The organism is Streptomyces sp. NPDC096046, from assembly GCF_040303285.1.
GTDB lineage: Bacteria > Actinomycetota > Actinomycetes > Streptomycetales > Streptomycetaceae > Streptomyces.
The window spans coordinates 69,411-82,481 of sequence record NZ_JBEOSZ010000024.1 but is presented as its reverse complement, the minus strand read 5'-3'; the positions used below and the strand labels follow the sequence as shown (position 1 = coordinate 82,481).

Genomic DNA, 13,071 nt, shown 5'->3' with positions numbered 1-13,071 from the left:
AGTGGCGCACCGCCTGTTCAACAGAGGGGTCGTTGAAGCAGGGCTACTGCTCGGCCAGCGCCCGCAGCCGGCTCAGTGCCCTGTGCTGGGCCACCCGGACCGCGCCGGGTGACATTCCCAACATCTGGCCGGTCTCCTCGGCCGTCAGCCCCACCGCGATCCGCAGCAGCAGCAGCTCCCGCTGGTTCTCGGGGAGGTTGGCCAGGAGTTTCTTGGCCCATTCCGCGTCACTGCTGAGCAGGGCGCGCTCCTCCGGGCCGAGGGAGTCGTCGGGGCGCTCGGGCATCTCGTCGGAGGGGACGGCCGTCGAGCCGGGGTGGCGCATCGCCGCGCGCTGGAGGTCGGCGACCTTGTGGGCGGCGATGGCGAAGACGAACGCCTCGAAGGGGCGCCCGGTGTCCCGGTAGCGGGGCAGTGCGAGGAGCACGGCCACGCAGACCTCCTGGGCGAGGTCCTCCACGAAGTGCCGGGCGTCGCCCGGGAGACGGGACAGACGGGTGCGGCAGTAGCGCAGGGCCAGCGGATGGACATGGGCGAGCAGGTCGTGCGTCGCCTGCTCGTCCCCGTCGACGGCGCGGTGGACGAGCGCACCGATCGCGCCCTGGCCATGGGCCGCCTCGTCGTCGCGCATCGGTCCATGGTGCCTTGCGGCCGCCCGGTCCGTGGCACCGCGCCCGTTGTTGTGCACCGAAGCGTTATGAGCAGGTGCGCCGGCACTCATCCCCTGCGCCCTCCCCTTCCGCTCGACCGACTCGTCCCCGAGGAACTCCACACCCTCAAGGATGCGGCATCCGCGGCGAAACGAGCATCGGGCCTCCGGCGGACCCCCGGTCCACCCGCGCCCACCTGGCGTTCCGTGCCCTCAGCCCGACCGCCGGGGCCTGCCGTTCGGATCATCCCGGGGAGGTGGGCCCTCGCCTGCGCCCTCCCGCGCTCTCGACCTCGCTCGGGCAGGATCGGAACCCTGCCGGCGCTGCCGTCGGCCGCCGGCTCCGATCCGTGCGTGTGCGGTTCACGCGGGGGCATCCGCGTGCCCCCGCTCCCCGGTCCCGGCCGGAGGCCGCGCGGCGTCGAAGCCGGTCCGATCCGAAGGACAGGCCCTAGCGCACCAGACCCCACCGGAAGCCGAGCGCCACCGCGTGGGCCCGGTCCGAGGCGCCGAGCTTCTTGAACAGACGCCGGGCGTGGGTCTTGACGGTGTCCTCGGAGAGGAACAGCTCGCGGCCGATCTCCGCGTTCGAGCGGCCGTGGCTCATGCCTTCGAGGACCTGGATCTCACGCGCCGTGAGCGTGGGCGCGGCGCCCATCTCGGCCGAGCGCAGCCGGCGCGGGGCGAGCCGCCAGGTCGGGTCGGCCAGGGCCTGGGTCACCGTCGCGCGCAGTTCCGCGCGGGAGGCGTCCTTGTGCAGATAGCCGCGGGCACCGGCGGCGACCGCGAGGGCCACACCGTCCAGGTCCTCGGCGACGGTGAGCATGATGATGCGCGCACCGGGGTCGGCGGACAGCAGCCGACGGACCGTCTCGACGCCGCCCAGTCCGGGCATGCGCACATCCATCAGAATCAGGTCCGAGCGGTCGGCCCCCCAGCGGCGGAGGACTTCCTCGCCGTTGGCCGCCGTCGTCACGCGCTCGACGCCGGGCACGGTCGCGACCGCACGACGGAGCGCCTCTCGGGCAAGCGGGGAGTCGTCGCAGACGAGGACGGATGTCATGACCGCCCTCCGCAGCTGATGCACGTCACCTTGAGCCTCCAGGCTGGTACGAAATCGTCACCTGTGCGGTCGACCGTCTCGGACGCCCGCCCGAGCACTTGTTCCTTCAACCGCCTCGCACTCTCAACGACGGTCACTCGAAAGAGTTACGGGGGTGGCTGCCATCTTCGGCACTCTACGTGAGGGGGCGGACACGGTGCAGATATGAGCGACAGACCCTCGAACTTTCATCACAACCTATGCCCCATTTAGACCCATTTCTTCCGCTTTGCCAGTGTCTGGAGCTAGATTCGCAATGAGTCATATTTTCATCTCCTTAGATCGTAGTTGTACGGTCGTAGACACCGGATCCGCCCAGAACGGCTACAAGGGGTCACGTAATGGCAGATTTCTCCCGCCTTCCCGGACCGAACGCGGACCTGTGGGACTGGCAGCTGCTGGCTGCCTGTCGCGGGGTGGACAGCTCACTCTTCTTCCATCCGGAGGGCGAGCGCGGTGCGGCGAGGAGCGCTCGTGAGAACTCGGCCAAAGAGGTCTGCATGAGGTGCCCGGTACGTGCCGAGTGCGCCGCCCACGCCCTGGCGGTGCGCGAGCCGTACGGCGTGTGGGGCGGGCTGACCGAGGACGAGCGCGAAGAGCTCATGGGGCGGGCGCGCAACCGACTGGTGTCGGCGTCGGCATCGGGCGGGCATTCCGCCTCGAACAACTGAAGGAACGTTTCTGCAAACAGGCACGCACACGCGTGCCGTTGGTTTTTGACGCCCGTGGGCGTTAGGCCCCTTCTGATGGATCTCCGCGGCGTCGCGACGCCCGGCACGCTCCCCCGCTCTCGGCTCCGCTCGAACGGGAGGGGCCCCACCGCCGCACCGAACGCCGCTCCGTCTCCCACGGAGATTCATCAGAAGGGGCCTAGTGCCGCAGCAGGCAACGTTCGCCCCGTCGCGACGCCCGGCACGCACTCTCGCCGCACCGGGCGCAAGCCCAAGTACACCCAGTACGAGGGCTTGCACCCGGCACGCCGAGAGCACGCACCGGACGCCGCTCCTTGACGGGCAAACGTTGCCTGCCGCGGCACTAGCGGCGGGCGGCCCGGGCCAGCTGGTCGAGTGTCGCGGCCACCGCCGGGACCTGCGCGAGGTCGGGCAGCGTGAGGGCGACGATCTCCCGCCGCACCGCCGGTTCGAGCCGCACGGTGCGCACCCCCCGGGGCCGTACCGACTCGACGGCCAGCTGGGGCAGTACGGCCACGCCCAGGCCGGCGCCGACGAGGCCGACGACGGCCGGGTAGTCGTCGGTCGCGAAGTCGATGCGCGGGGTGAAGCCGGCCGCCGCGCACACCTCGATCAGCTGTCCGCGGCAGCGGGGGCAGCCCGCGATCCACGGCTCCCCGGTGAGCTCGCCGATGGCGACGGACTCCGCGCCGGCCAGCCGGTGCCGCTCCGGCACCAGCGCGACGAGCCGGTCCGACAACAGCGGCCGTACGACGAGGTCGTCCCACTCCTCCGCGCCCGCCGCCCCCTGGTAGCGGAAGGCGAGTGCCACGTCGCAGTCGCCCTCGCGCAGCAGGCCCACGGACGCGGGCGGTTCGGCCTCCTCCAGGGAGACGCGGGTGCCGGGGTGCGCCTCGCGCAGCGCGGCGAGGGCCGTGGGGACCAGGGTGGAGCTGCCGCTGGGGAAGGAGACGAGCCGGACCCGCCCCGCACGCAGCCCGGCGATGGCGGCGACCTCCTCCTCCGCGGCCGTCAGCCCCGCGAGGATCCCGGAGGCGTGCCGCACCAGGGCCTCGCCGGCCTGGGTCAGGCGCATCTCCCGACCGGTGCGGATCAGCAGCGGCGTGCCGACGGAGGTCTCCAGGGCCTTCATCTGCTGGCTGACGGCGGGCTGGGTACAGCCCAGCTCGCGGCCCGCGGCGGAGAAGGAGCCGGTGGTCGCGACGGCGCGCAGGACGCGGAGATGACGAGCTTCGATCACCCTTCGAGGATAAGCGACCCTTTGGTTGCGATACGAATAATGCGTCGACGCTTTGAGCTACGGTCGCCTACCGTGCGGTGCATGAGGCTTCTGTCTGTGAATCTGGGCCGTGCCGAGGCCGCGCCCTACGCGGACGCCCCGGGGGGCGTGACCGGGATCGACAAGCGGCCGGTGGACGGGCCGGTGCGGGTGTCCGCGCCCGGACCCAAGGGCATCGGCGGCAGCGGGCTGGCCGGCGACGCGGTGTGCAAGCTGGAGCACCACGGCGGCGACGACCAGGCGGTGTACGCCATGGCCCGCGAGGACCTGGACGCATGGGAGCGCGAGCTGGGCCGGACGCTGGCCGACGGCGCGTTCGGCGAGAACCTCACCACCCAGGGCCTGGACGTGTCCGGGGCCCTGATCGGGGAGCGCTGGCGCGTGGGGCCCGACGTGGTGCTGGAGATCACCTCCGGGCGGATTCCGTGCCGCACGTTCCAGGGCCATATGGGCGAGAAGGGCTGGGTGAAGCGGTTCACGCGGCGGGGGGCTCCGGGAGCGTATCTGCGGGTGATCGTGCCCGGGGAGATCCGGGCGGGCGATGCCGTCGAGATCGTGCACCGGCCCGACCACGAGGTGACCGTGGCCCTGCAGTTCCGGGCGGTGACGACCGAGCGGACGCTGCTGCCGCGCCTGTCGGCGGCGGGTGAGGCGCTGCACCCGGAGCTGCTGAGGATCGTGCGGGAGTACGAGGAGAAGTACGGGGCCTGACCACCGCTCACCACGCCCGTCTCCACCGACCCTTCACCACGGACGGCCCCACGGGGAAGCGGATGCACACGATCCAGGTCACTAACCTTCTGGCATGACAACGGCTCTGATTACGGGATCGACGGCAGGCATCGGGGCCGCGTTCGCGCGGCGACTGGCGGCGGACGGGCACAACCTGGTGCTGGTGGCCCGCGACACCAAGCGGCTCCGGGAACAGGCGACCGAGCTGCACGACCGGCACGGCATCGAGGCGGAGGTGCTGACGGCCGACCTGGCCGAGGACGAGGGCATCGAGGCGGTGGCCGCACGCCTGGGCGACCGCAAGAGCCCCGTCGACCTGCTGGTCAACAACGCCGGGTTCGGCAACAAGGGCCGCTACCTCGACGTCTCGATGACCGACGAGCTGCGGATGCTGAAGGTGCACTGCGAGGCGGTGCTGCGGCTGACGTCGGCGGCGACCGAGGCCATGCGCGAGCGCGGCCGCGGCGGTGTCGTCAACGTCGCGTCGGTGGCCGCGTTCGTCCCCCGGGGCACCTACGGCGCGTCCAAGGCCTGGATCGTGCAGTTCACCCAGGGCGCTGCGCGCGACCTGGCGGGCAGCGGCGTACGGCTGATGGCGCTGTGCCCGGGGTTCGTGCGCACCGAGTTCCACGACCGGGCCGGGATGGGCACGGACAACATCCCGGGCTGGATGTGGCTCGACGCGGACAAGCTGGTGGCGGCGGCGCTGCAGGATCTGGCGCGCGGCAAGACGCTGTCCGTTCCCGACCCGCGCTACAAGGCGCTGATGGGGGCGGTGAAGCTGGTGCCGCGGGGAATGCTCGGGGCGGTGTCGTCCAGGACGGGCCGGAAGTACGGGCCGCAGTAGGGGCACGCGGCCGGTCGGCCGCGTACGGACCGGCCGGCTCCTCTCCCCCTCTGCGCCGGGAGGCATCCGCTCCTTCCCCTTGGGACAATGAGGTTGTTCCAGCCGGACCCAGGGGGGCCGGAGGCGAGGCCATGACGTTCGTACAGCTCATTGAATGCAGGACCAGTCGGCTCGACGAGATGAACCGGCTGATGGACCGGTGGGTCGAGCAGACCAAGGGGAAGCGGACGGCGTCGCACAGTGTGGTGGCGAAGGACCGGGCCGATGCCTCGCACATCGTGGAGATCGTGGAGTTCCCGTCCTACGAGGAGGCGATGCGCAACTCCGGGCTGCCGGAGACCGACCGGATCTTCCAGGACATGGTGGCGCTCTGCGAGGAGACGCCGACCTTCACGGACCTGGACGTGGTGCGGGACGAGCAGCTGTACGCGGCCACCGCGCGCAGGTTCTTCGAGCTCGCGCCGGGCCAGGGGGACGCGCCGCCGTTCAACGACGTGTTCGTCGAGGACTACCACGACCACGATCCCGCGAATGTGCAGGACACCATCGGGCTGGACGCGGTGCGGCGCGAGGTGGAGGTGTGGCGGGGCGGGTTCGACTTCTCGTTCACCATCGAGGACCAGATGGCGCAGGGCGACCGGGTGTGCACCCGGTGGACCTTCCGGGGCCGTCACACGGGTGACTTCCTCGGGATCCCGCCGACCGGGCAGGACGTCGCCATGACCGGCACGACCATCCACCGCTGCACGGCCGACGGGAAGATCGCCGAGGGCTGGTGGCAGTACGACCGGCTGGGTCTGATGCAGCAGCTCGGGGCGCTGGAGCCTACGGAGCTGTGACGCCGGGGGCTCCTTCGGTCGGCTGGCGCGCCGATGGTGCGCACGCGAGGTTGTGCGGTGTCCACACCCCTGTCTGAGCGACCGCTGTTGTCGACACCGCACGATGTTCGGGGGACGAGCAGCCGGAAACGGTGGCCGTGCGCGCGATGCGCTGAGAGCGCTACGGGGCCCGGCGCCAGCAGCCTGGCGGCCAGGCCTCACAGAGCGACCGAGGCCGAGAAGTCCGGGCGTCGGTGTCAGTGGGGACGACTAGGATTCTGGACCTGTCTCCAGGGGAGGATCGCCACGCGCGGCGCGTACGGGTCCTCTCGCCACCGTCTCCCGGAGGTGCTCGGTGCCCGCTGCTCCGAAACCGGCTGCTCCCACACCACGTGAACGCTGGTTTCAGCCGCGACGATCGGGTTTCCGGTGGGAGCAGGAGGGTCTGGATCATCTCCGTGCGCTGATGCCGCGGACCGAGCCCTACCGGGCGTGGGCCACGTTCCAGTTCACCGGGGCGTCGGGGCGGATCAACGAGTGCGATGTACTGATCGCGGTTCCCGGCGGGGTCTACCTTCTCGAGCTCAAGGGACATCCGGGCCGCGTCGTGAATCACGGCGACACCTGGCAGTTCCACGGCGACGACCGGGTGCGGACGCTGCGCAACCCTCTGCATCTGACCGACCTCAAGGCCAAGGAACTGAAGGGGCAGCTGGAGCGGGCGGCCCGCACGCTGGGGGTGGATCCGCGGCAGGTCCCCTTCATCAAGCCCGCCGTCTTCCTGCACGACCCCGGTCTGGTGAGTGGTCTCGACGAGTTCCAGCGCACTTCCGTCTACGGCCGCAACGACGGGTCGAGTGGACTGCCGAAGGTCTGGGACGACCTGCTCGGCCGGCCTCCGGAGCGGGAGAGCTGGCGCATCACGCCGGTGATCGGCCAGCGTCTCGAACTGATGATGCAGCGGATCGGCATCAGCCATTCCACCGCCCACCTGCGGTTCGGCGACGACTGGAAGCTCCAGCCGCGCGCACTGGACGCAGGTCCCGGCTGGGAGGACCGACTGGCGGTGCGTGACGACGGGCTGGTGCAGGAGAGCGGCCGGGTCCGTATATACCTGGCCGGGCAGGCCGCCTCGGCGGAGCAGCGGGCGAAGGTGGACCGTGCGGCCCGCCGTGAGTACCAGGTGCTCCAGGGGATCAACCACCGCGGCATCGTGCAGGCGGCGCAGATCCGTGAGCACCAGGGCGGTCCGGCGATCCTCTTCCGGCACCGCGAGTCGGATCTGCGGCTCGACGCCTATCTCGACGCGTACGGCGGCCGGCTCACCCCGGCGGTGCGGCTCGACCTGGTGCGCCAGCTCGCCGAAGCGGTCCGCTACGCCCACCACCGCTCCCTGTACCACCGGGCGCTGGCCGCCCGTTCTGTCTATGTGTCTGCCCGGGAGGACGGCAGCGAACCGCTGCTGCGCATCGCCGACTGGCAGACCGCCGCCCGCGACTTCGAGACGACGCTGCACCGCTCACTGGGCGACACCCCGCTCGACGCCGGTCTGATCGCCGACACGGCACAGGTGTATCTCGCGCCCGAGACGGACCAGGAATTCGCCGACCCCGGCGATCTCGACGTGTTCGGGCTGGGGTCCCTCACTTATCTGCTGCTCACGGGCCGGCCGCCCGCGGACCGGCGCAGTGCGCTGCTGGAGCGGTTGCAGAACGACGGAGGGCTGCATCCCTACGCGGTCACCGACTCGGTCTCGTCCGCCCTGGACGCGCTCGTCTTCCGTGCCACAACGGCGGACGTACGGGACCGGCTCGCCTCCGTCGACGAGTTTCTGGAGCTGCTGGCCGCAGCGGAGGCCGACGCGGCGGCGCCGCAACCGTCCGCAGGGCCGTCGGCCGATCCACTGACGGTGCAGCCCGAGCAGCCGCTGGGCGACGGCTGGACGGTGGTCCGGGTTCTCGGTACGGGCGCCACCGCCCGTGCCCTCCTGGTGCGCCGGGCGCTGCCGGAGGGCGAGGAGCAGGAAGTCCGCGTCTTCAAGGTCGCCCTGGACCGGGAGAAGGACGCCCGCCTGTACGCGGAGGCCAAGGCGCTCAAAGAGGTCGGCGGCGGGCGGATCGTCAAGCTGCTCGCCGAGCCGAGGGAGCTGACGGGGCACACGGTCCTCGAGCTCGAGTACGCGGGCGGCTACCGCGGCGCGGACGACCGGGAGCCGGTGAGTCTGGGCGCGCGGCTCCGCGACCAGGGCCCTCTGGGGTACGACCAGCTGGAGCGGTTCGGCAACGACCTGTTCCAGGCGTTGGACGCGCTGGCGGCGCGGGGAGTGCGGCACCGGGACGTCAAGCCGGACAACCTGGGTCTGTTCAAGCGCAGTGACGGCTCCTGGCAGTTGATGCTGTTCGACTTCTCCCTGGCCGACGCCCCGGACCAGGACGTGCACGCCGGTACCCGCGGCTACCTCGACCCCTTCCTCGGTGGGGCCGGCCGCTCCCGGTACGACGACCACGCCGAGTGGTACGCCGCTGCCGTCACGCTGCACGAGATGGCGTCGGGCGAGCGCCCGGTGTGGGGGGACGGTCAGAGCGACCCCCGTATGGCCACCGACGCAGCCCCGCACGTCGCCGCCGAGCTGTTCCCGCAGGCGCTCAGCGAGGGTCTGAAGGGCTTCTTCGAGCGGGCCCTGCACCGGGACGTGGAGCAGCGTTTCGACTCGTTGCGGCAGTTGCAGGAGGCGTGGCGGCAGGTCTTCCGGGCCGCCGACGCCGCCCATCCGGCGACCACGCCGGCCACCGTCGGGCTGAGCGCGGAGGATCTGGAGGACGTTCGCGAGCAGGCCGCGGAGGCCGCGACGCTGAGGACACCGCTGGCGGCGGCCGGTCTGTCGCCGCGTGCCGTGTCGGTCGCCGAGGGGCTGAAAGCGCACACGGTCGAGCAGCTCCTCGACATTCCCCCACACCTCATCTCCCGGGCCCGGGGCGCGGGCAACGCGATCCGCAAGGAGCTGAACCGCCGCCACCGTCAGTGGACACAGGCGCTGCGCCGGCGCCCCGCGCCGACGCGGCCGGCCACGCTGGAACCGGATGCGCCCGAGGAGGCTCTTGAGTCGGTCGACACCCTGGCCGCCCGGCTCACGCCGCCGGAGGGCAAGCGCCGGACCCGGCCGCGCTCCGACGTGGTACGGGCGACGCTCCAGCTGCCCGGCGTGCTGGAGGAGGGTGAGGCTCTGGAGCCGTGGCCGGCGCAGAGCCTGATAGCGAAGGCGCTGGGGGTCAGCCAGCCGACGGTGTCGCAGAACCAGCAGGTGGCCGTCGAGCAGTGGGCGGGAATGCCGTGGCTCGGCAGGGTGCGTGACGAGGTGGTGGCCATCCTCACCGAGCGGGACCGGGTGTCCACGGCGGAGGAGCTGGCGGCCGAGCTGCGGGCGCGGCACGGCGCGGGGGCCGGCGCTCCCGCCGTGTCCCTGGCCAGGGCGCTGGCCGTGGTGCGGGCGGCGGCCGAGGCGGAGATCCGCAAGCGGGACGACGCCCTGGCCGGGGCCTCCTCCGGTGGACCGGCCGAGGCACCCGCACGTCTGGCCGTGCAGCGGCGCGGCGGCAGGGTCGTCCTGGCGCTGGAGGACCAGCCGGGCTCCGACGATCCGACCCCTGCCGAACTGGCCGACTACGCAGCGGCGTTGGGGGAGACGGCCGCCGACCTGGCCCGCCGGGAACCGCTGCCGGGCCGGACCACGGTGCTGCGTGAGCTGCGCGCCGTCGCGGCTCCGGACGGCATGGCACCGCTCGCGGACACCCGGCTGGTGGAGCTGGCCGCGTCGATGGCGGGCGGGGTGGCGTTCTCGCCACGTCTGGAGTTGTTTCCGCTGGATCTGGGACTCTCCCGTGCTCTGCGCATCTCACAGGCCGCGGCGGGGGTCCGCTCGGAGAGCGGCATCTCGCTCGAGGACCTGTTGTCGCGGGTACGGGCGCGCTTCCCCGGTCTGGCCGTGCTGGACGAGACAACCTATGTCGAGCTGTCCGAGGCACTGACCGAGGCGGGTTTCCCACTGGACTGGGACACCGAGCGGCGCCGCTTCCTCCCGAAGACCGAGGAAGGCCGCGGCAGCCGTCTGGCCCTTTCCTCCTCCGTGCTGACCAGCACCGGTTCCCTGTACGCGGCCGCCCAGGGCCGTATCGCCGAGGGCCTCGATCCGCGTGAGGTGCTGTCCGCGCGGCTGGCGGAGTCCCGGCGCCTCGGGGGCTTCCTCGCGCTCACCCTGAAGGGCCCCGATCTGCCCGGCGTCGCCGACGCGCTGGCTGCCCGGTACGACTCGGAGGCCGTGTCTCTGAGCGCAGTGTTCCTGGAAGCCCTGCGGGAGCTGGCCGAGGAGCAGTCGGTGCGCTGGCAGGCGCTGCTGAAGGCGGACGCGAAGTTCGCGGCGACGGGCACGCTGGGCGCGGCGCTCGCCTCGTACACGCGGCTGGCGGCGGAGCGGGTGAGGCAGCGGGTCGTGGACCTCGCCGAGGAAACGGGCCCGCGCTCCGTGGTGCTGCTGCACGAGGCCGGTCTGATCGCCCGCTACTGGGATGCCGGCGGTCGTGAGCTGCTGGCCGGCCTCCAGCAGGCGGCCCGCCGCCCGGCGGACACCCCGCACGGCCTGTGGCTGCTGCTGCCGGCGGAGGATCCTCGCGCCACGCCCACGCTGGACGGGCGGACGGTGGAGGTGGTGGACCGGGCCACCGAGTGGGAGGTGCTGGACGGGTTGTACCTCAAGGACCTCCGGCTCGCGGCTGTGCGGGCCTGACGGCATCGGCGGGACGCGGCCCGATCCCCGCCCGGTTCTCCCTGCCGCAGCCGGGGAAAGATCGGGCGGTCGAAACATCCCGGGGCGGTCATGAAGGCTCTTCTTCCGCGGGATCATCAGGTGGGAGCAGGGCAGCGTCAATCGAGCAGGGATGCTGCACCATCCCGCACGGCACGGAGAGGTGCCGGTTCCGCTGCTGTGCTGCGCCGCTCCGCCGCTGCGGGACGGGGCACGCGAGGTTCTTCGGAATGACGCCGGCGGCGCGTCCGGCACAAGCGCCCCTCATACGTCGGGGCACCTCATGCGCATCGGGCACCTCATGCGCATCGGCCACCTCGGCAAGGACGCGAGCCCCGAGGCGGAAGCCGCCTCCCTGGAAGATCACAAGAGAGCGGGCCTGGCCGGACCTCGTGAACTGCCCCGCGGGTTCACTTACGTGCGTGAGCCCGAGCGGGGGATGTAGACGCCAAGCGTGCGTGGATCCCGTGACAGACGCTCTCGGGGGATACCGGCGCACCGCGCGAAGCGCGCAACATCTCACACGTAACGTTTCGTCATTCTCACTTGTCACCAATGCAGTTGAAGACTTCCCCGGGACTCCGGACAGGTGACGTACGAGCTGCTATACATCCCATACGGTCCGTAACCAACAGGGGGTGGGATCGGATGGATCCGATTTCGGCGGCGCTTCTCGTGGCTCTGGTGAGCGGCGTCGGTGGCGCCGCCGGCACGCAGGCCTGGGCGGCTCTCGGCAGCCTGGTGCGTCAGCCGTTCCGGCGAGCCGATCAGGCGCCCTCCGTCGAACCGGTTCCCGCGTTGCGAGAGCTGGAAGATCTCGAAGAGAGTCCCCGGGACATGGGCCGGGCACAGGCGCTCGCGGAGGTGTTGCAGATTCGGGCCGCCCTCGACCCGGGGTTCGCCCGTTCTCTCACGTCGTGGCTGGACGAGGCGAAAGCCGTGTCGGCAGGGAGCGGGGATGTGCACAACACCGTCAGCGGCGGCTCCCAGGGCAACGTCCTCCAAGTCCGGGACCTGCACGGGCCCGTGACGTTCGGGACACCTGCCGCACCGGACTCGGGCACCCGGGGGCGCACCGAATGAGCGGGCTGTGACCACGACGTCCAAGCGTGAAACCGACCCTGCCCCAAAGACTGAAATGCGATAACTACCGCATCAAGGCTCACACCCCGATCCAAGGAAACTCGCCCGGGCGCTTAGATCATTACCTCACCCTCAGAAAAAAATGAAACCAGCCAAAGTCACCCGACCGTGCAATTCGGCCGCGGGGAATCTTGACGCGCCACACTCGCCGAACTCTAATTTGTACGCAAGTCGGCATTGTCATCCGGGGAGGGGGAAGAGGATGAAACTCACCAAGCTGTACAAGGATCAGAGCTCGGGCGGAAACGGCTGCCCCACGGTCTACCTGGGCGAGTCGGGTGAACTGGTCATCCAGGGCAGCATCGTGGACAGCGCCACCTCAGCGGAACTGGAGAACGTCCTTCCGGGAGAGGGCGCTGTGCGCATCTCCGCGGACGTCGTGGCCGGTGCCATGGAGCGGTACCACGGCCTGCGCAGTGAGGGGCAGTAGGTGGGACGCCGGTTCTCCTCCTTGGCGGACGCGGAATTCAACCGCCTGTTCAGGGACTTCAGATTCACCGCGTACCGCCTGGAAGCACTCCAGCGGTACGACGTGACCTATGAGCAGAACGAGTTCTCACGCTTCCTGGCGGGCGAGTCGAGGGGTGAGTTCCCCGGTATCGCGGAGTGGATCAACGGAACCGTCACCAGGGCGGTGGCGGCAGGCAAGACCGTGAGCCGGGTGCATGTCGTCGAACTGCCGATGTCCGACTACGTCCGCTTCGAATGCGCCTGGGCGTACGAGCACACAGTGGAGGCAGGGGAGGACGTACGGATCCTTCCCGTTTCCCGGCGAGAATGGCCGGCGGAGCTGCCGCGCCACGACTACTGGCTCTTCGATTCCGCGCAACTGGTGGCCATGTACTACGAGGAGGACGGGCGTTTCTCGTCCGCCGAGATCATCGACGATCCGCGAAGGGTCGTCGAGGCGAACTACTGGCGTGACGTGGCCCAGGCGGCCGCTGTTCCTTACCAGGAGTTCGCCCGCACCCACCAGAATCAGCTGTGTGTCCCGGCCTGAGTGGACCGCGC

12 protein-coding genes are annotated in these 13,071 nt (G+C 70.9%); 9 read left to right on the top strand and 3 right to left on the bottom strand.

Annotation, left to right across the window (positions count from 1 at the left end; genetic code table 11):
- Positions 1–43: 43 nt before the first annotated feature.
- A complete protein-coding gene (locus ABTX62_RS21740) occupies positions 44–631 on the bottom strand; it encodes a sigma-70 family RNA polymerase sigma factor (RefSeq protein WP_352117700.1) in 588 nt (195 codons plus the stop codon).
- 469 nt (positions 632–1,100) lie between these two features.
- A complete protein-coding gene (locus ABTX62_RS21735; RefSeq protein ID WP_003948568.1) occupies positions 1,101–1,712 on the bottom strand; it encodes a response regulator transcription factor in 612 nt (203 codons plus the stop codon).
- A 380-nt stretch (positions 1,713–2,092) separates the two neighbouring features.
- Here ABTX62_RS21735 and ABTX62_RS21730 point away from each other — a divergent pair, with 380 nt between their 5' ends.
- Positions 2,093–2,422: a WhiB family transcriptional regulator gene (locus tag ABTX62_RS21730; RefSeq protein ID WP_352117699.1), complete on the top strand. Its 330-nt coding sequence runs from the start codon at positions 2,093–2,095 to the stop codon at positions 2,420–2,422.
- Between the two features lie 364 nt (positions 2,423–2,786).
- On the opposite strand, the gene ABTX62_RS21725 is transcribed toward ABTX62_RS21730, so the two are convergent.
- Positions 2,787–3,683 (bottom strand): LysR family transcriptional regulator, encoded by an 897-nt coding sequence (locus ABTX62_RS21725; protein ID WP_352117698.1) that lies wholly within the window; start codon positions 3,681–3,683, stop codon positions 2,787–2,789.
- A gap of 81 nt (positions 3,684–3,764) precedes the next feature.
- Between ABTX62_RS21725 and ABTX62_RS21720 the strand changes: the two genes are divergently transcribed.
- The 8 genes from ABTX62_RS21720 (at position 3,765) to ABTX62_RS21685 (ending at position 13,060) form a co-directional block, all read left to right on the top strand.
- Entirely contained in the window at positions 3,765–4,433 is a 669-nt protein-coding gene (locus ABTX62_RS21720; protein ID WP_283969238.1) for an MOSC domain-containing protein, read from the top strand.
- Positions 4,434–4,527: 94 nt separating this feature from the next.
- Positions 4,528–5,301, top strand: coding sequence for an SDR family NAD(P)-dependent oxidoreductase (locus tag ABTX62_RS21715; RefSeq protein WP_352117697.1), 774 nt, complete (start codon positions 4,528–4,530; stop codon positions 5,299–5,301).
- A gap of 131 nt (positions 5,302–5,432) precedes the next feature.
- A complete protein-coding gene (locus tag ABTX62_RS21710; RefSeq protein ID WP_352117696.1) occupies positions 5,433–6,140 on the top strand; it encodes an ester cyclase in 708 nt (235 codons plus the stop codon).
- Positions 6,141–6,474: 334 nt separating this feature from the next.
- On the top strand, positions 6,475–10,899 hold the full coding sequence (gene pglW / locus ABTX62_RS21705) for a BREX system serine/threonine kinase PglW (protein WP_352117695.1): 4,425 nt from the start codon (positions 6,475–6,477) through the stop codon (positions 10,897–10,899).
- Between the two features lie 301 nt (positions 10,900–11,200).
- The gene (locus ABTX62_RS21700) at positions 11,201–11,362 is read left to right on the top strand and encodes a hypothetical protein (RefSeq protein ID WP_352117694.1); all 162 of its coding nucleotides are present in this window, start codon (positions 11,201–11,203) and stop codon (positions 11,360–11,362) included.
- Between the two features lie 203 nt (positions 11,363–11,565).
- Positions 11,566–12,000 (top strand): hypothetical protein, encoded by a 435-nt coding sequence (locus ABTX62_RS21695; RefSeq protein ID WP_352117693.1) that lies wholly within the window; start codon positions 11,566–11,568, stop codon positions 11,998–12,000.
- Positions 12,001–12,262: 262 nt separating this feature from the next.
- Positions 12,263–12,490, top strand: coding sequence for a hypothetical protein (locus ABTX62_RS21690; RefSeq protein WP_352117692.1), 228 nt, complete (start codon positions 12,263–12,265; stop codon positions 12,488–12,490).
- Entirely contained in the window at positions 12,491–13,060 is a 570-nt protein-coding gene (locus tag ABTX62_RS21685) for a DUF6879 family protein (protein ID WP_352117691.1), read from the top strand.
- Positions 13,061–13,071 lie beyond the last annotated feature (11 nt).

Excerpts from the sequence above, each read along its gene's own strand:
- ABTX62_RS21730 (WP_352117699.1), top strand. The coding sequence starts at position 2,093 with ATGGCAGATTTCTCCCGCCTTCCCGGACCGAACGCGGACCTGTGGGAC.
- ABTX62_RS21720 (WP_283969238.1), top strand. The coding sequence starts at position 3,765 with ATGAGGCTTCTGTCTGTGAATCTGGGCCGTGCCGAGGCCGCGCCCTAC.
- ABTX62_RS21735 (WP_003948568.1), bottom strand. The coding sequence starts at position 1,712 with ATGACATCCGTCCTCGTCTGCGACGACTCCCCGCTTGCCCGAGAGGCG.
- ABTX62_RS21690 (WP_352117692.1), top strand. The coding sequence starts at position 12,263 with ATGAAACTCACCAAGCTGTACAAGGATCAGAGCTCGGGCGGAAACGGC.
- ABTX62_RS21710 (WP_352117696.1), top strand. The coding sequence starts at position 5,433 with ATGACGTTCGTACAGCTCATTGAATGCAGGACCAGTCGGCTCGACGAG.
- ABTX62_RS21700 (WP_352117694.1), top strand. The coding sequence starts at position 11,201 with ATGCGCATCGGGCACCTCATGCGCATCGGCCACCTCGGCAAGGACGCG.
- ABTX62_RS21715 (WP_352117697.1), top strand. The coding sequence starts at position 4,528 with ATGACAACGGCTCTGATTACGGGATCGACGGCAGGCATCGGGGCCGCG.
- ABTX62_RS21740 (WP_352117700.1), bottom strand. The coding sequence starts at position 631 with ATGCGCGACGACGAGGCGGCCCATGGCCAGGGCGCGATCGGTGCGCTC.
- ABTX62_RS21695 (WP_352117693.1), top strand. The coding sequence starts at position 11,566 with ATGGATCCGATTTCGGCGGCGCTTCTCGTGGCTCTGGTGAGCGGCGTC.